This window comes from Cyclobacterium jeungdonense (assembly GCF_010994275.1).
GTDB lineage: Bacteria > Bacteroidota > Bacteroidia > Cytophagales > Cyclobacteriaceae > Cyclobacterium > Cyclobacterium jeungdonense.
Window position 1 is genome coordinate 248,338 of sequence record NZ_WMCD01000003.1, and the last position, 18,581, is coordinate 266,918.

Sequence of the window (18,581 nt, forward strand, 5' to 3'; positions counted from 1 at the left end):
ACGCTGCTTGCCTGTTTAGGCAAAACAACAAGATTGGTGTATTCTGAATGGAAGTTGGCGTTGGTTGCTTCATCGTCTGAGATCTTTCCAACTGTATTTTTGTTCTAACAGAGGTATACCAAAGGTTTCGGATTGCCTTTCCTCAGTAATGTAAAATCCTTCCTGTAGGTAAAGATGTGCTGCCGCTTTTAGATTAGAAGTAGTCCACAGATAGATTTGAGAATAGCCACTAGCCCGGACATGGTTCATAAACAGGCCGAAAAGAAATCTTCCCAATCCTTTTTTTCGGTAATCTATGCTGGTAATAAAGTACCTTAGCTGTCCTTCCCGGGCTCCTCGATGAACCAGCGCGATACACCCTTTTACTTGTTGGTTTTCTTTTGCGAGCCAGATCTCATCTTTGCCTTTCTGAAACTGGCAGACAAAATCGGCAAAGGTCCTGGCGACGTATTTTTCGAATCCCAGACCAAACCCATATTCTTCGAAATAGAGTTTACCGTGTAAAGCGATAATACTACCGATATCGCCGGCTTCAAGATGGTTTGAAAAGCGAACGCCTTCAAAATCGGAAGGAGCAGGAAAATTCATAGCAGCAAGAGTGTTAGTGGTTTATTAAAATAGGTTTGCATTACCTAAACCGGTCTAAATTTACCATAGGAAGCGTAGAAAATCAAAAGTTAATAGGCTGAAAGGAATAATGTACAATAGGCATGAGTGGAAATGCAAAGTGCATTCTATACGATTTTGTTGCTTCTGCCATGAATAACCTGTAACTTGAGCTATTCATACAGAGTGGTTTTTTGCTGTGCGACAGCACCTTTTTAAATGAATCAACCAATTAAACCCATAAAATAAGATGAGTCAGATTGATGTCAATTTTCAGGATGCCCAGCAGGCATTTTTGATTTTAAAATCCATTAAGAAAAATAAAATGGCCGATTTCCTGGAGGAAATGGCCAAACAGATAGATGGAATTCGTGATGATTTGATTCCTACTGCTGCCAGGGAGTCCCACTTACCGGAAGGCCGGATTACCGGAGAGCTGGGCAGAACCTTGGGTCAGATCAGGCTATTCTCACAGCTGGTAGCGGAAGGAAGTTGGGTAGAGGCCACCATCGATCGGGCAGATCCGGAGAGAAAACCGGCGCCCAAGCCAGATATACGCCGGATGTTGAAGCCGTTAGGTCCGGTGGTGGTATTTGGAGCGAGCAATTTCCCTTTGGCGTTTTCTACGGCCGGCGGGGATACCGTATCTGCATTGGCTGCAGGCTGTCCGGTTATTTACAAAGCACACCCAGCCCATCCGGAAACTTCCCGTATGGTGACTGAGGCCATAAAAAATGCCGTAAGAATCAGCGGATTACCTAAAGGAACGTTTCAACAGGTAGAAGGGGGAATAGACACAGGCCAGCAACTGGCAGTCCATCCCCTGGCAAAAGCCGTTGCCTTTACCGGATCCTTTCGGGGAGGCAAAGCCCTTTTTGACGCCTGCAATGCCAGAGAGAATCCCATTCCCGTTTTTGCAGAAATGGGTAGTGTGAATCCAATCGTTGCCTTTGAAGGTTACCTTTCTAACGAACTGGAGTCCGCTGCCTCAGCCTTCTCAGGGTCATTAACTTTAGGCGTAGGTCAGTTTTGTACGAATCCGGGCCTCATTTTTATTCCTAAATCAAAAGAGGAAGCCTTTTCCGAAGCAGTTTTAAGCCACTTGAAGGAAGTGAGTGGTGCTGCCATGCTGCATGAAGGGATATGCCATAGCTATTATCAGGCACTGGAAACGCTATCTCAATCCAAAGAACTGACCTGGTTACTCTCTTCAAAGCCATCCGAATTGCTGACCGGAAATGCTGCCCTTGCGAAGGTGAAAGCAAAGGACTGGCTCGAAAATGAAGCCTTTCAGGACGAAGTTTTTGGACCTTTTGGGATCATGGTGATCTATGAGGATGAAGCCCAGTTAAAGGAGTTAGCTGAGAAGCTGAAAGGCCAGCTAACCTGTACGGTTTGGGCTGAAGTGGACGAACTTGAAAATAATCGTCCTTTTCTCAGCCTGTTGGAAGAAAAGTGTGGCAGGGTATTATTTAAGGGAGTTCCAACCGGAGTAGAAGTGGGACACGCCATGCAGCATGGAGGCCCCTATCCCTCTACCACCGACAGCAGGAGTACTTCGGTAGGTACCCACGCCATCAATCGATTTGCCAGGCCGGTGGCCTATCAGGACATGCCCGAACAGCTGTTGCCAGAAGCCTTGAAGGACGAAAATCCCCTTGGGATCCTGAGAAAGGTGGATGAGAAATGGGAAGCGTAAGACCAGAGGAGCTGTTATAAATTACAACTATCCGGTTCACGAAAGGAGCCGGATAGGCTTACCGATTTTTAATTTTCCCTAGTCGAACGCAAGATTACAGAATTGGATGGGATTCGCGCGACGTGCGCAACGAGATGCGAGGTCGGGGCAATGCGATTTAGAATTATCATACGTAAAGGAAAGTGGATTTCCATCCAGGCTGGATTAGGCTTTACAGAAATACTACGTCCTTTACCACCCCTTTTCCATATTTATCTTCTATCAGAAGGAGGATTTTTGATTTGTTCATCATCATCTCTTTTTTCAGCGGTCCGGAACTGATTTTGGCATACAGTACTTTTTGCCTGATCGAAAGGTTTTGTGTTCGAGAGGCCACCGTTTTGCCCATTAGCTGTTCCCATTCCTGAATCACCGTTTTCTCTGAGAAGGTATCCTTAAGGCGATAGGCCTCCAGGAGCTCCTCGAACACTTCTTTCAGTGGAGCGGTAGTATTGGTTCGCTGGCTTCCTGTCGGATATTTCTTCATGGGATAAAGGTAAGGGGAAACCTTCAGATAAATAACTTTGAAGCCAGGTAATCAGCCAGTAATTTTCCCCGGTCGCTCAGGGCAATGGTATCCTTATCCAAAAGGATCAATCCCTGCGATTGGAAATTTTTCAACTCCGTTTTCCTTTCGGAAAGGATATCCCAATCGTACTTGTCCATCAGGTAAGCGGTCTTTGCACCCCAAATGGTTCTAAGGGAGGTAAGCAGGTATTCGTTGATGCGGTCTTCTTTTGATAATTTGGTCTCCTGAAAAGGGAGCTGTTTGTTTTGCAGTAGCTTGATGTACCGGGCGTTATTGGCTACATTATATCCCCGGTCCAGCCCGTCGAAGGAGTGGGCGGCTGGGCCTATGCCTAGGTAAGGTACGCCCTTCCAATAGTTGCTGTTGTGGAGGGAAAAGGCATTGTCTTTGGCAAAATTGGAAATTTCATATTGAACATACCCTGCCGGAGTCAGGGTTTGCTGTAGGGTTTCAAATTGCTCGGCCTGGAAATCTTCAGAAGCAGCATCAAATTCCCCCCTTTTTTCCCAGACACCCAGGGCTGTATTTGGTTCTATGGTCAAGCAATAGGCGCTGATGTGGTCCGGGTTTAGCTTCAGGGTCTGTGCCAGGTCCTGCTGCCAAATGGAATGATCAGGGTGAGGGTATCCATATATTAAGTCCATGGTTAACGTTTTGAACCCTGCGGATCGGGCTTTTTGAAGGGCGGCAAGGGATTGAACGGCATTGTGTGAGCGGTTGTAAAAGCGAAGTACTTCATCGTTAAAACTCTGAATACCGATACTAAGTCGGTTTATCCCCAATTTTAAATAGGCTTCCAGCTTTTTTTCTTCCAAATCATCGGGATTGGCCTCCAGGGTGACTTCCTGCAGCTGGCAGTCATAATTTTCCTGCACGGTTTGCAAAATCTTTTGAATCTCTATAGCAGGTAAAATAGAGGGCGTCCCTCCCCCAAAGTAAAGGGAAACAATTGGGCTGTTTTCTGGCAGGTAGGATTTTCTCAGTACCAGCTCCCGGCAAAGTTCATTTACCAATACGGAGGAACTTGCAAGGTTGGTGCTGAAGTGAAAGTCACAGTAATGACAGGCCTGTAGGCAAAAGGGGATGTGAATGTAAATGCCAGCCATGCGTATTGTGGTATGAATAAAGGTAAAGTTTTGGACCGATACGAATTCAAAGATTTGTGTTACCTTTTTGGCATAATGGATCCAATTCCAGGTACAAAGCTAAAGATTCTTCGGACCCGGTTTTAGTTTTTGCAAAGAATTGACTTATTTTTGACTCTAATAGAAAAAACAACCCCATGTTGATAAAAACGAATTCGTCCAAAATAACCTTTCTGCTTTCATTTATTTTCCTACTGACGGTCCAAATAGCTCTCGCTCAAATGGACATAAAAAAGAGTCTTGTATCCAAGGACGCGCAGGTAAAAAAAGTGGGAGAGGGCTACAGTTTTACGGAAGGACCCGCCGTGGATAGGGAAGGGAATGTCTATTTTACGGACCAGCCAAACAATAAAATTTACAAGTGGAAATTTTCTACAGGTGAAATATCAGTGTTTTCGGATGAGGCCGGGAGGTCAAACGGATTGTATTTTAACCGTCAGGGAGACTTGATAGCCTGTGCTGATAAGGAAAACGAGTTGTGGTCCTTTGATATGGACGGAAATCACGAGGTGCTTCTGGAAAATTTTAAAGGCAATAAATTAAATGGTCCCAACGATTTATGGATTCGCCCTCAAGGCGGCATTTACCTGACGGACCCTTTGTATGCCAGGGACTATTGGGATAGAGATCCAGAAATGCAGCAGGATGGGCAGCACCTGTACTACCTGAGTGCGGATGGGTTACAGTTTTTCAGGGTGGATGAAAACCTGGTGAAACCCAACGGTTTGGTAGGAACTCCGGATGGGAAAAAGCTATATGTCGCAGATATTGGTGATGATAAAACCTATGTTTACGATATTGAAGAAGACGGATACCTTACCAACAGACAGTTGTTTGTGGAAATGGGTTCCGATGGGATGACCATCGATAATAGAGGAAACCTATACCTGACAGGAAAGGGAGTAACTATTTTTAACAGCAAGGGGGATCAAATCGGGCACATTCCCATAGATGCAAATTGGACGGCAAATGTATGTTTTGGTGCAGGAGACAGAAAAACCTTGTTTATCACAGCAATGGATGCGGTTTACACCTTTCCCATGAAGGTAAGAGGCGTTTGGTAAAACGCTTTAATGCGCTGTTTTTTTATTATTTGCTAACGGGACTTGTTCTTTCGGTGCAGGCTCAGCATACAAACTATAAGCTGACACTGGAAATTTCGGATAATGGGCGGTCGTTACAAAATTCGGAATTCGAATTGCCTGATAGTTTGGCCATTTACCAACTTACAAACAGGCTGACCGATTCCCTGCAATGGCAAGGATACCTGAATGTGGAAGACAGCCTGGTTTTTTTAAATGAAAGAAACGTTCGCCTTCTGGTAGAGACCGGCCCGCAATTTGATTGGCTGTATCTGGAAGAAGGGAATCTGGAACCCTGGATGCTGGGTAAATCTGGTTTTGGCCGGATTCGTTTTCAGGAGCAGCCTTTCAGGTTTGGAGACGTAAGTCAGCTCATTGGGCAAGTTTTGGAGGCAGGGCAAAATCAGGGCTATCCTTTTATTGCTGTAAATCTGGACAGCCTGACGGTAAGTGAAAACCAGGTGGGGGCGCGTATTAAAGTAAAAAAGGGACCCTGGATTGCATTTGACACCCTCCAGATTACGGGGGATTCCAGAACCCAGTCGATTTACCTGGCCAGAAAATTAAAACTGCTACCTGGAGAACCTTTTTCGCAAAAAAAGCTGGACCAGGCCTTGGTCGTGCTTGGGAATATCCCTTATATCCGATTAGATGGCAGTCCCGAACTCTCCTTTCAAAACGAAGAGGCGACCGTTTACTTACCCGTAAACGACCGAAAAATTAACACACTGGATGGAATTATAGGCCTGCTTCCAAACGAGGTAGAGGCGAATAAATGGTTGGTAACCGGCCAATTTGATGTGCAGTTGTACAATGTTTCCGGTAAAGGAAGGGACTATTTGCTAAACTGGCAGCGACTCAGCCAGTATTCGCAAAACCTGAGAGTCGAGGCCAAAGAGCCTTTTGTTCTTGGTTCTCAATTGGACCTGGGCCTGGCTTTTTCCTTCTTGAAAGAAGACACGACCTTTTTAAATCGGGAATTTAACGTAAAAATCGGCTTACAACTAGCTCCAAAAACCTACCTGAGTTTTTTCGGCAAAAGGGAGGCCGGGGATTTATTGGATGTAAGCAGGTATGAAGCAGCGAGTGAACTACCCGATATTGCCGATTTCCGATTTAATAATTACGGTGCTACCATTGATTTCAATGATGTAGACGATATTTTGATGCCAAAAAGTGGATGGAGGGGTTCGTTTATGGCTGGGATAGGAAATAAAAGACTGGTAGAAAACACCGCATTACCGCAGGCCCTGTACGAAGATGCGAAAAAAAATACCATCCAGTATTACCTTCAGGGAAATGTGGAAAGGTATATACAGTGGCAGCGGAAATTAAGCACCAAATTGGCGGCGAATGGTGGGGAAATGTACAATTCCAACTTATTTTTGAATGATTTATTCCGTTTAGGAGGCTTGCAAAGCATTCGGGGGTTTAACGAAAACTATTTCTTTGCCAGCCGCTATCTTTATTTCACGATAGAGCCCCGGTATTATATCAGCGATGAATCTTATTTTTTATTGTTTTCGGACCTGGGGATGTTGGAAAACAGGGTCACAAAGCGACCGACGGAATGGCCAGTAGCCTTTGGCGGAGGATTAAGTTTGGAAACCAACGGGGGTATCTTTACTTTCGTTTACGCTTTGGGCGAGGCCTCCAATCAACCTATAGGTTTTTCGTACTCAAGGATCCATTTTGGTTTTACCGGTCGTTTTTAATGAAAAGAAGCTTTCAGTTATTTTTAGTGTTGGTTTTTCTCTGCATTTTTCAGGGAAGGGCGACCCTTGGGACCGCCCAGGTATTACTCAACTATGATCCGGATATCCAGCTTCAAAAACAGGGATTTAGTCTGGCCCCAAACGAAGCAGCTTTTGTATGGGTAGAACCGAGTTCCTTTCCGGCAGCTACATGGAGAATTGCTGTTCCAAGTGAAGCCGGATTATTCATTGGAGAAGAATTATGGATGATAGCCGATAGGGATACGCTGCTATTTTTTGAGAGCAATGTGTTGGAATCAAGCTCTGACTCCAATGGAAAGGTGAAAATTACTGCCCGAAAGCAGGGAATTGACCTTGGTGAATTTTCCGTCAAAAAAGGGTTTTTTGGTTCCCCAGCGGAAATACCCAGGACCTCAGACAGGCAGCTAAGTAAAAGAGAGAAAGATGAAGTGAGGGAGTTTTTTTTTATTGCCATAGTGGTATTGTTGTTTTTTATAGCACTTTTCAGGCTGTTATTTCCTTCCATTTTCGGCATTTTCTGGAACCCTGCTGGAATTTTTGCTTTTGATGACCTTTGGGAATCGGTAAGTTTTTCAAAAATCTACTCTGCTGAATTGCTTTTCTATTTGATTGTTATAAATCTTGGAGTTGGGCTGATGACGCTACTGGGTATTCATTTATTTGAAATAGAGTTGTTTGGGCTTCTTTTCGAAAAGGACATAAGGACGATGATTTATCTATGGCTGGTGATAAGCCTGGTGTTGACCCTGCTTACTTTTTTTAAGTTTCTGTGGTTGGGAATGCATACGTTTATTTTTGATTTACACAAGGTGGCACTTCCTCATTTTTTCTATTTGCTGAAAGTTAGCGGATTTGGTTTGTTGATGGTTCTGGGGCTGACGGTTGTATTCTATGCCAACCATTTGATACCTGGAGCGATAGACCTCGAAATCCTTTATTATTCTTTTCTAGGAGTGTATACCCTGGGAATTATGGGGTTATCCATCTGGATGTACAAAAAAAATGGTTTTAATAATTATCATTTATTTTCTTACCTTTGCACCTCTGAATTAATCCCCTTTTTGGTGATTTGTAAATTGCTCCTAGGGTAAAGGAAATAAATGTAAAATGACGCAATCAACAAAAGACAGATTAAACCGGGTTAGAAGCATTTTGGTATCGCAGCCGAAACCCGCTGATGAACGGTCGCCTTATTTTCAATTAGCTGAGAAATACAAAATCAAAATTGATTTCAGGCCTTTCATCCAGGTAGAACCGGTTTCTATCAAGGATTTCAGAAAGCAAAAAATTGAAATATTAAAGCATACTGCGGTAATCTTTACCAGCAGAAATGCCATCGATCATTTTTTTGGGATTTGTCAGGAGTTAAAGATCGAAATGCCTGCCGATATGAAATACTTTTGTATTTCAGAACAGACTGCCCATTACCTTCAAAAATACATTGTTATCAGGAAGCGGAAATTGTTTGTGGGAAACCGGACTGCCGCCGACCTATTTGATTACTTTAAAAAACATAAATCAGAAAAATACTTGTTTCCCTGTTCGGATATCCGGAAAGAAGATATTCCAGACTTTTTAAGCAAAAACAATATTGAATTTACAGAGGCAATCATCTATCACACGGTAGCTGCGGATTTATCAGACCTGAAAGACATCAAATATGATATTTTGGCATTTTACAGTCCTTCAGGAATCAAATCTCTTTTTCAAAATTTTCCTGATTTTGAACAGGGCAATACCCGAATAGCTGCTTTTGGGCCTACCACTGCGCAGGCGGTAAAGGAAATGGACTTAATTCTTGACATTGAAGCTCCCCTGCCAAATGCTCCCAGTATGACGGGTGCGCTGGAGCTATACATAAAAAAAGCGAACAAAATCTGATTTCTTTTAATCTTTTTTAAGGTAAAGTCAGTTTAAATGTGTAGAATAGATTTTCCATTGCCTAATGTCTTTTACACATGACCATAAGATTCTACCTGCTATTATGTGTGTTTTTTGGCGCTGCAATTCTGGGAATTAATTCCCAAGCATTCAGCCAGCAAGATGCACAGTTTACCCAATACATGTATAATGGTCTTTTTTACAATCCGGGATTTGCAGGAAAAGATGCAGGATACAGCATTTCCGCCCTCCATCGAAGCCAATGGCTGGACTATACGACCAGTACAGGTGCCGGGGGAGCTCCTACAACCCAGCTACTCTCTGCCTCCGGACGGTTCAAAAACATTCCGGTAGGGTTTGGGTTGGTAGCGGTAAACGATGCCATTGGCCCTTTCACCAATCAGGAGGTAAATCTTTCTCTGGCCTACCACCTACCCATTGGTCGGGGTGTGTTGAGTATGGGAGCAGCAGGGGGGTTTTTTTCCAGTACGATCCGATACGATGAATTTTTCCCCGTTAATCCAGATCCGACCATTCCCTCTGCTGGTAATGAAAACCAGGGAAGCCCTAACTTAACGGTAGGCCTGCTCTACGATAGGGGTAGTTTTTACCTGGGACTGAGTAGCAGAAATCTAAATGAGCCGGGATTTGATTTTGGGGATGGTAGCCTGGCAAATCGGTTGGAAAATCATCATTATGTATTAGCGGGGTATCGCATAAACACTTTTGCTCAATTAACCGTTGAACCTAGTATATTGGTAAAATCAATAGCCCTGAATAATTTTTCTTATGACCTTAGCGTTATAGGCACGTACAACAAAAAAATAAGTTTGGGATTGGCTTACAGAGGTGAGGAGTCCGCATCCGTGTTGTTGGGATACAGTCTGTTAAGAGATAATTCCCTCCGGTTGGGTTATGCATTTGATTTGGTAGTCGGCGGATTGGAAGCAAAGTCCCCTTCATCCCATGAGTTTATGTTAACCTACAATTTACCTCAGGTTTCGAAACAAATAGAAAGGATGATTCAGAGAACACCGAGATTTAGATTCGACTAGTTGAAACTTAATTAAAAAAATCCTTGTGTTTTTCTGATAAAATCTGTTAAATTTCGAATTGGTTATTTGTTTAAATGGTTGAAAATGAATGTAGTTAATTTAATGTCATTTATGTTTAAAAAAATGAATCAGCGCTTTTTTACCCTGATTTCGGGTCTGGTAATAATGGCATTACTTCAGGGTTGTGGACTTTTTGGAAACAAAGGTACGTCCAGTGAAAAACTCAACCGAAGAGGTGAAGTTACAGGTGTTCCCAAACGCTCAGGTTGGCAACAAGCGCTGCCCTATGAAATGGCGCCCGTAAAGGCGGGAACCTTTTGGTTGGGTCAGGCCGACGAAGACATCGCACTAAGCATGTCTTCCATGAACAAGCAGGTAACAATATCGGAGTTTTACATGGATAAGTACGAAGTATCCAATAATAAATACCGGCAATTTTTAGATGCGGTACGCATGGGTGAGCTTGCCCTGGGCACGCCCACTACTCAGGCGGAAGCTCCGGATTTTGTATTGGAGGAGTTGCTTCCGGATACTACGGTTTGGTCGACTAGTTTTACTCATCACTATGGTGATCCACTGATGGAGTATTACTTTGATCACCCTGCCTTTGATGATTATCCCGTAGTAGGAATCAGCTGGGATCAGGCCAAGCAATTTTGTGAATGGAAGTCCTATCACATGAACGCCAATGACGAATCTGAATTTGACATGCCAAAATTTCGGCTCCCCTTTGAAGCAGAATGGGAGTACGCAGCCAAAGGCGGAAAAGAAATAGCCAAATATCCTTGGGGTGGTCCCTATCTAAAGAATAGAAGAGGATGTCTAATGGCTAATTTCAAACCCGGAAGGGGTAATTACATCGATGATGGATTTGCCTACACAGCGCCAGTAGACGCTTTCGCTCCGAATGGTTTTGGATTGTACAACATGTCAGGGAATGTAGCGGAATGGGTCGAAGATGCCTACAATCCAGCAGCCAATGCCCTGATTTGGGATATGAATCCAACCTACAAAGATACTACCGAGACCAAAAAAGTAGTTAGAGGAGGCTCCTGGAAAGATGTTGCCCACTTTTTAGAAACCAGTGCCCGAAATTACGAATACCAGTATGTTCAGACGGCCCACATTGGTTTTCGAACCGCCATGACTTATATAGGAAGGTCAGGTTCCATGGACGTTAAGTCCAATAAAAGAAGTAGAAGATAAATTAGCTTAATCACATATACCTCAAACGATTCCTTACTTAAAGTTTTTTTAAAATTATGTCAACAGAAAATAACACCTTTGCTTATAAGTTTTATGGCTCAATCATGCCTAAAATTTATGGAATTGGAGCTGCAGTAGTAATTCTTGGAGCCATGTTTAAGATTTTGGATTGGCCATTTGCATCCCTGATGATCGGCGTAGGTCTGACTACGGAAGCATTGATTTTCTTTTTATCTGCATTTGAGCCAAAAAGCGAGGAAGTGGATTGGTCCAAGGTTTATCCGGAACTTGCCGGTAAAGACGGTGGGAAATCTCCAGCAAGGGCCACTAGGTCTAGCTCTGATCAAACCTCTCAAAAAATGGATGAGTTGCTTGAAAAGGCCAAAATTGGTCCTGAACTTCTCGAAAGTTTAGGCAAAGGCATGCAAAACCTGGCCAGCACAACCGAGAAATTAGGCACGCTTTCAGATGCTACCGTTGCCACTCAGGAATACGCTGAAAATGTGAAGAAAGCTTCCAAATCTCTGGTGGACATCAACGATTCTTACAGCAAAACAGCTTCTGCCCTGGCTGAAATGTCTTCCGCTTCTGAGGATGCAAAAGCGTACCGGGACCAGGTTGTAAATGTAACAAGAAGTCTTTCAGCGTTAAATAACGTGTACGAAGAGGAATTGAAAGATTCCAACATGCATGCAAAAACCATTAGTAAATTTTATTCCAACGTTACAGCAGCTATGGAAGGCATCGCTGAAGCTGGAAAAGAAACAGAAACTTTTAAAACCGAACTGGCGAAACTTAACCAAAATGTCAATTCCCTGAACAAGGTGTACGGTGGCATGCTTTCAGCTATGAAAGGGTAGTTTCGTTGATTGCAGTTCTTATTTATTTTAATCTCAGAAAACATAAAATAGCTTATGGCGGGTGGTAAAGAAACACCAAGGCAGAAGATGATCGGTATGATGTACCTGGTTCTCACTGCTCTATTGGCACTACAGGTGAGTAACCAAATCCTTCAGAAGTTTATTCTGATAAATGATGGTTTAGAGCGTACCTCAACGAATTATATTCAGAAAAACCAATTCTCTGTAAATATTATTTCATCTACAGTAGAACAACAGGGAAATAACCCAGTGGACATCCCCAAAGTGGAAGCCGCCAGGGAAATCAGGGAAAAAAGCTCGGATCTATACAATTACCTGGAAGATGCTAAAAATTTGCTTATAGAGCAATCGAATGCAATTAATGATGAGGGAAATTTTAAAACCTCGGCACTTAAAAACACGGATATACCAGGGAACCTATTCAACAATAATCGGCTCGGGTATGAAATGCAGGAAAGACTGAACGCATTTCCGGAAGAGCTCAACCAAATCCTGGGTGAGTTAGAGATCTCCAGCTCCTTTGAGAAAATTGCCAAGGATGCCAGTGAAATCGACCTGTTTAAGAATGATGTGGATGTCAACTACAAAGATTATGTCAACCTTAATTATGTAAAATCTCCGATAGGAGCGGTGTTGGCCATTATCAGTCAGCATCAGAATGAGGTGTTGAACATCGAAAGTGAAGCGTTGACTGCGATTACCAACTCCCTCGGATCTTTTATTTTCGAAGCAGATAAATTAAAGGCTCAAGTAGCGGCTAACTCTAATGTGGTAGCGGCTGGGACTACCTTTGAGGCAGAAATGTTTCTTGCTTCTTCCTCTTCCTCAACCGAGTTAAAAATGACTGCAGACGGTAGGGAGATACCTGTAGAAGCGGGTTTTGGTAAGATTCAATTTCCGGTAGCCCCGGCTTCTAATTACGATGATCGTGGTCTCGCTCCCAGAACGCTAACAGGTGAAATCATCGTGCCTATTGGAGGTCAGGATAGTGTTTTCACGATTAATTACGAGTATTTTGTAGCCGAGCCTGTGATTAAAGTTAGCTCGGAGGTAGTAAACCAATTATACGCAGAATGCGCCAATGATTTGGTGATCGAAGTACCCGCCTTGGGTAATTCATATGCGCCTGAATTTTCTGTTACAGGTGGTCGGGCTATAAAGGGAGCCAGACCCTCAGATGTTACCGTTATACCTGGAGCATCTGGTAGTGTAAACATTACCGTTTCCAGCGGGGGAAATAGAATCGGAACCGTTGAATATGATATCAAGCCGGTTCCAGCTCCTTCCATTCAGCCTTATGTTGGCGATACACAGGTAAATGAGCAAAATCCTTACGCTGCCAATGCACTAACAAATCTCCAAATCAGGGCTGTACCGGAGCCGACATTTGGAAGAACCATGCCGAATGATGCCAATTTTGAAGTAACTGCGGGTGAAGTTAGATTGGTCAGAAATGACGTTCCCCGGGAAAGTGTAAACATTACTGGCCGGAATGTTGCTGTGAGAAACCTACTTGCCCAAGCACAGAGTGGTGACCGGTTGATTATTATAGCCAGAGAGGTTACCCGGACCAATTTCATGGGAAACAAAATCAAAAGCCCTGTAAATGAAATTTCACAAATCTCCATCAGGTAATAAATCATCGGTTGGAGCGTTTTAGAATTAAATGAGAGAAAACATGATTGCATCTAATAAACCATTCGCAAATTTTTGGCTGTTGTTCCTGGCGCTGAATTTGTTGGCCCTGCCCGCTTTTTCGCAAAATACCAACACTCAAAATCCGAATATGGACTTGGGGGATACCGAGTTTGAAATAGATACTACGTATTCCGTACTTCCTATAAGAGAGGCGGACAAAATGTATCAGGTGGGCGTGTGGCGCAGAATCGATTTGAGGGAGAAATTCAACCTTCCGCTATACGGAACTGGAGGTCTCAAATCGGATGGCATCATGATGAATATCTACAATGCCATTGTGAATGAGAATGCCTTTGAAATTTTTGCAGATGAAGAATTTACCCAACCGCTCTCCATTTCTGATTTTCAGACCAATTTTCTGACGGCCGAAAATGGGGATAGTGTTTTTGTGAAAGACGTTTATTACCTGGATTTCAGAGAGGATTTTGTTTTTGACAAGCACCGTTCCGAAGTAAAGTTTGATGTAAAATACCTGGAGCTAGTCATGCCATCAGAAACTAACTCTGGTGCCGGGCAGAAGTCCATTGCTTTTATCCGATACAAGGATTTCTATAACTATTTTGATGATGTGGAAAAAGGTCGCTGGTTGAATTTTCAAAATACCTCCAAGCACTTGCCCTACAGTCAGGCTTTTGATCTACGGTTGTTTCGATCTGTGGTAAGGAAATACACTAACCCGGATAATGCGTTAATTGTAGATATGATTGATCCTGAAAATCCAAATGTTGAACTGCAGGCTTTTTTAAACTCACTTGAATTTGAGTACGACCTGTTGGAATGGGAAAATAATTTGTGGGAATGGTAAGCGAAAGGCTTTCCATCCATAAAAAAAGCGACTTTCTAAAGAGGTCGCTTTTTTTATGGATGGATGGCTGAATGGATTTTTTCGGCTTTATCCTTACCGGCAACGACGGTGAGTTGTTCCAAACTGGCATTTTGAATGTTTTTGAAGGATTTAAAATGCCTCAAAAGTTTTTGTGCCGTATTTTCTCCGATACCCTCGATGCCTGTTAATTGTGAATTGAGCGCGCCCTTACTTCTCAAATTACGGTGAAAGGTAATCGCAAATCGGTGCGCCTCATCCCTAATCCGTTGGATCAGTCGCAAAGATTCAGATTTTTTATCGATATAAATGGGATAGTTATCTCCTGGAAAATAGATTTCCTCCAAACGTTTGGCGATGCCGATGATAGGTATTTTTCCATATAGGTTGAGGCTTTTAAGTGCCGCTACCGCCGAAGACAACTGCCCCTTTCCTCCATCAATTACGACCAAATTGGGCAAGGGAATTTTTTCCTGCGTCATCCTTTTGTATCTTCTGTAAACGACCTCCTCCATACTGGCAAAATCATTGGGACCCGTTACGGTTTTAATGTGGTAATGCCGGTATTCCTTCTTGGCTGGTTTCCCCTCCTTAAAGCAGACCATACTTGCCACTGGGTTACTTCCCTGAATGTTGGAATTGTCAAAGCACTCAATATGCTTGGGTAATTCGCTTAAGGATAGGTCTTGCTGAAGTTGCAAAAGCACCCTGTTTTTTTTGTCTTTGGTTTCCCCTGCCAATAGGGCCTTTTCCTTTTTGTAGTACAAGGCATTTTTTAAACTTAGTTCGATCAGTTTTCGCTTGTCGCCAATCTTAGGCAGGGTAAGGTGTAAGCCTTCCGGAAAATCCTCAAATTCCACGTTTACCAAAACTTCCCTGGCGTCACTTTGAAACTGGTCCCGAAGCCGTACAATAGCGGTCAGGAGCAGCTCCTGGTCGGTTTCGTCCAGTTTCTTTTTAAGTTCTACCGTTTTGCTAAGGGTGATGGCACCATTTTTTATCCGCAGGTAGTTAACAAAGGCAAATTTTTCTTCACTGACAATTGCAAATACATCCAGACTCTCGGCGTTAGGGTTAATTACCAATGATTTGGCCTGGTATTTTTCAAGGAGATCCAGTTTCTCTTTAAAGCGCTGTGCAGTTTCATAATCCAACGCTGCCGCTGCTTCCTGCATACTTTCCTTAAAAAAGCTTTTGGCAATCCCCAGGTTTCCCTTTAGAATATTTCTCGCCTGTTCGATATCTGCCAGGTAGTTTTTTTCATCCTGCAGTCCTTCACAAGGTCCTTTGCAGTTTCCCAGATGGTACTCCAGACAAACCTTGTACTTAGAAGCGGCTATTTTTTCAGGTGCCAGGTCTAGTTTACACGTCCTGATGGTAAATAGGGAAAGAATAAGGTCTACTACATTATTCATTGCCTTAACACTGGCAAATGGGCCATAGTAGGTCCCTTTAGAGGGGATTACCCTTCGGGTGGGGTAGATTCTCGGAAATGATTCATTGGTTAGCAGCAGGTAGGGATAGGTTTTGTCGTCTTTTAACAACACATTGTACCTGGGCTGCGATTTTTTAATTAAGTTATTTTCCAGCAGCAGGGCATCAAATTCCGAATTCACAATGGTAATTTCGATGGTTTGGATTTCCCTCACCATTCTACGGGTCTTTTGGTTGAGACCTGTGCTTTTGCTAAAATAACTTCCTACCCTTTTTTTCAGGCTTTTGGCTTTACCTACGTAGATAAGAACGCCCTCTTTGTTGTAGTATCGGTAGACCCCGGGGAGATCGGGAAGCTGATAATGTTCCGTTGGAAGGTAAGATGGAGAATGCATGTCCATAAAGACAAAATCATTACGTTTTTGAAATCAATGCACACTTATCGGATCAGAAATCCGTACTGGTAGCATCATAGTCAAATTCCTGGTAATCGTCCTGATTCAAGTCATACATGGAACAATCAATCTCTACGCTTAATGGGCGTTCTGGTTTAGGAAAAGGTCCCTTGGTAATGTCCAAATTGGGATCTTCGTACACTTTGGTCATGAATTTTGACCAAATGGGTCGCGCGGTTCTGGAACCCTGCCCGTTGAGCCAACTTCTGAAATGGATGGCACGGTCATCTCCTCCTACCCATACACCGCTGACCAGATCTTTGGTTATGCCCATATACCAACCGTCAGAGGCATTCTGAGTAGTTCCGGTTTTACCCCCAATTTCATTTCCTTCGTCTCTGAGATTTCTTGGTAGTCCCTGACTGGTACCTCCTTCTTCCTCTGTTCCTCCGCGAAGCATGTATACCATTATATAGGCATGTTCTTCACTCATGGCCGGTCTTTTTCTTGGAACAAATTGGTGCAACACGTTGCCAAATTTGTCTTCAATCCGGTCGATGTAAATAGGTGTGATGTGCTCTCCTTTATTAACAAAGGTGCTGAAGGCACCGACCATTTCCATGATGGAAACATCCACGGTTCCCAATGCCAGGGCAGGGACCGCTTCCAATTCGCTCGTGATACCTATCCTATGGGCGGTTTCAACCACTACACTTGGGCTTAGCTTTTTCATCATATAGGCAGTAATGGAATTGACAGACCGGGACATGGCCTCCCGAATGGTCATGCGTTCGAAAGTGAATTCTCCATTCGCATTGCTGGGCTTCCAGGTGGGTTGATCGGGCTGGTTGATTTCCACGGGCTGATCAATTACCGTATAGCAGGGGCCGTAGCCATTTTCAATCGCCGCAGCATATACAAAAGGCTTAAACGTGGAGCCTGGCTGTCTTTTACCCTGCTTTACGTGATCGTATTTAAAGTATTTGTGATTAACACCACCTACCCAAGCCTTAATGTGCCCACTATGCGGATCCATGGAAACAAAACCTGTTTGAAGGAATTTTTTGTAGTACCTCAGGGAATCCATGGTACTCATGAGGGTATCTATTTCTCCTTTTTCGTAGGAAAAAACCGTCATCTTTTTCTTTTCATTTAGCTTGTATTCGATGCTATCAGTGTTATCCCCATACTGGGACCGCAGATTCCGATATGCCTGTGTCCTTTTTACGGCATTTTCCAGAAAGTCCGGAATGGGTCTGTTATTGCTATCTATCCACGGAACCCGATCTCCCATCTCCTCTTCGAATTTTTCTTGTAGTTCAGGCATGTGTTCTGCCACCGCTTCTTCTGCATACTTTTGAAGTCGGCTATCGATGGTGGTATAAATCCGTAGGCCATCACCAAATAAATCGTAATTGCTGCCATCAGGTTTGAGGTTTTCATTCGTCCATTGAATCAAATCCGCTTTGACCACCTCTCTGAAGTAAGTCGCCAGGCCTTCATTATGGCCTGCCACATTGTATTCCAATTCAATGGGCATATCAGAAATGCTATCGTATTGAGATTGGGTAATGAACTCATACTTATTCATCTGAGACAACACCGTGTTTCTTCTTCGGAGGGAGTTTTCAGGATTATATACCGGGCTGTAGTAGGAGGGGGCTTTAAAAAGTCCCACCAGGGTTGCCGATTCCTGGATGCTCAAGTCTCTGGGCTCCTTGTTGAAGAAGGTGCTGGCAGCGGTTTTGATTCCAAATGCGTTGCTTCCAAAGTCGGAGGTGTTGAGGTACATGGTTAGCAATTCCTCTTTAGTATAGGCCCTTTCAAGTTTAGCAGCCACGAGCCATTCTTTGGTTTTAATGATAACCATCCTTAGGACAGGTATATTGCTCAGAAAGCCTTGCGAGGCTTTAGTTCGCGTCTTGAATAGGTTTTTTGCTGTTTGTTGACTCAAGGTACTTCCTCCTCCTGCGCCTCTTTGGCCAAGGAGTAGCGTTTTGACCAATACCCTGGACAGGCCCCTGGGGTCGATTCCAGAGTGGTCCTCAAAGCGAACATCTTCCGTAGCAATCAGTGCATTGATAAGGTTGGGAGCAAGTTCATTGTAGGTGACAGGAGTCCTGTTTTCCCTGAAATATTTTCCAAGCAAAATACCGTCTGCTGAGTACAATTCTGAGGCTAATTCACTATCTGGGTTTTCAAGCGATTCAAAATCTGGCATGTCTCCAAACAACCCCAGGAAGTTCGCATTTACAGCAGCTATGAACAGGACGATTCCAACCAATCCCAAAACAAAAACAAGCCACATGTATCGAATGATTTTTTTATACAAAGGCTTAGAAGTACTTTTTTTACTATTACTCATACTGTTT

General features: G+C 43.4%; 15 protein-coding genes. 10 read left to right on the forward strand and 5 right to left on the reverse strand.

All coding sequences use genetic code 11. The annotated features are described in order from the left end of the window. Window positions 1-69 precede the first annotated feature (69 nt). Entirely contained in the window at window positions 70-588 is a 519-nt protein-coding gene (locus GKS34_RS08545; protein ID WP_163384389.1) for a GNAT family N-acetyltransferase, read from the reverse strand. 268 nt (window positions 589-856) lie between these two features. Between GKS34_RS08545 and GKS34_RS08550 the strand changes: the two genes are divergently transcribed. Continuing rightward, window positions 857-2,305, forward strand: a complete 1,449-nt coding sequence (locus GKS34_RS08550) for an aldehyde dehydrogenase (NADP(+)) (protein ID WP_163384390.1) — start codon at window positions 857-859, stop codon at window positions 2,303-2,305. A 211-nt stretch (window positions 2,306-2,516) separates the two neighbouring features. Here the strand turns inward: GKS34_RS08550 and GKS34_RS08555 are convergent, their stop codons facing one another. Beyond that, window positions 2,517-2,831, reverse strand: coding sequence for a DciA family protein (locus GKS34_RS08555; protein WP_163384391.1), 315 nt, complete (start codon window positions 2,829-2,831; stop codon window positions 2,517-2,519). Window positions 2,832-2,854: 23 nt separating this feature from the next. Further along, window positions 2,855-3,979: a radical SAM family heme chaperone HemW gene (gene hemW / locus GKS34_RS08560; protein ID WP_163384392.1), complete on the reverse strand. Its 1,125-nt coding sequence runs from the start codon at window positions 3,977-3,979 to the stop codon at window positions 2,855-2,857. Window positions 3,980-4,239: 260 nt separating this feature from the next. Between hemW and GKS34_RS08565 the strand changes: the two genes are divergently transcribed. The 9 genes from GKS34_RS08565 to porN all read left to right on the forward strand — a co-directional run bounded on the left by GKS34_RS08565 (window position 4,240) and on the right by porN (window position 14,362). Continuing rightward, complete coding sequence (locus tag GKS34_RS08565; RefSeq protein ID WP_163384393.1) at window positions 4,240-5,082, forward strand: SMP-30/gluconolactonase/LRE family protein; 843 nt, start codon at window positions 4,240-4,242, stop codon at window positions 5,080-5,082. Next, a complete protein-coding gene (locus GKS34_RS08570) occupies window positions 5,076-6,815 on the forward strand; it encodes a BamA/TamA family outer membrane protein (protein ID WP_240459241.1) in 1,740 nt (579 codons plus the stop codon). The genes GKS34_RS08565 and GKS34_RS08570 overlap by 7 nt, the downstream gene beginning before the upstream one ends. Continuing rightward, window positions 6,815-7,927, forward strand: a complete 1,113-nt coding sequence (locus tag GKS34_RS08575; RefSeq protein WP_163384395.1) for a DUF4271 domain-containing protein — start codon at window positions 6,815-6,817, stop codon at window positions 7,925-7,927. Before GKS34_RS08570 ends, GKS34_RS08575 begins: the two co-directional genes overlap by 1 nt. Before the next feature lie 16 nt (window positions 7,928-7,943). After that, the gene (locus GKS34_RS08580) at window positions 7,944-8,717 is read left to right on the forward strand and encodes a uroporphyrinogen-III synthase (RefSeq protein WP_163384396.1); all 774 of its coding nucleotides are present in this window, start codon (window positions 7,944-7,946) and stop codon (window positions 8,715-8,717) included. A 77-nt stretch (window positions 8,718-8,794) separates the two neighbouring features. Next, the gene (locus tag GKS34_RS08585) at window positions 8,795-9,772 is read left to right on the forward strand and encodes a PorP/SprF family type IX secretion system membrane protein (RefSeq protein WP_163384397.1); all 978 of its coding nucleotides are present in this window, start codon (window positions 8,795-8,797) and stop codon (window positions 9,770-9,772) included. Between the two features lie 111 nt (window positions 9,773-9,883). Then, a complete protein-coding gene (gene porK / locus GKS34_RS08590) occupies window positions 9,884-10,978 on the forward strand; it encodes a T9SS ring complex lipoprotein PorK/GldK (RefSeq protein WP_163384575.1) in 1,095 nt (364 codons plus the stop codon). Window positions 10,979-11,034: 56 nt separating this feature from the next. Continuing rightward, window positions 11,035-11,838, forward strand: coding sequence for a type IX secretion system motor protein PorL/GldL (porL, locus tag GKS34_RS08595; protein ID WP_163384398.1), 804 nt, complete (start codon window positions 11,035-11,037; stop codon window positions 11,836-11,838). 54 nt (window positions 11,839-11,892) lie between these two features. Continuing rightward, the gene (gene porM, locus GKS34_RS08600) at window positions 11,893-13,494 is read left to right on the forward strand and encodes a type IX secretion system motor protein PorM/GldM (RefSeq protein WP_163384399.1); all 1,602 of its coding nucleotides are present in this window, start codon (window positions 11,893-11,895) and stop codon (window positions 13,492-13,494) included. A gap of 43 nt (window positions 13,495-13,537) precedes the next feature. Further along, complete coding sequence (gene porN / locus GKS34_RS08605) at window positions 13,538-14,362, forward strand: type IX secretion system ring subunit PorN/GldN (RefSeq protein ID WP_163384400.1); 825 nt, start codon at window positions 13,538-13,540, stop codon at window positions 14,360-14,362. Between the two features lie 53 nt (window positions 14,363-14,415). Here the strand turns inward: porN and uvrC are convergent, their stop codons facing one another. Next, window positions 14,416-16,209 carry an excinuclease ABC subunit UvrC gene (gene uvrC, locus GKS34_RS08610; protein ID WP_163384576.1) on the reverse strand — a complete coding sequence of 598 codons (1,794 nt, stop codon included), beginning with the start codon at window positions 16,207-16,209 and terminating at the stop codon, window positions 14,416-14,418. A gap of 52 nt (window positions 16,210-16,261) precedes the next feature. After that, entirely contained in the window at window positions 16,262-18,574 is a 2,313-nt protein-coding gene (locus GKS34_RS08615; protein WP_205602041.1) for a penicillin-binding protein 1A, read from the reverse strand. Between the last annotated feature and the right edge of the window lie 7 nt (window positions 18,575-18,581).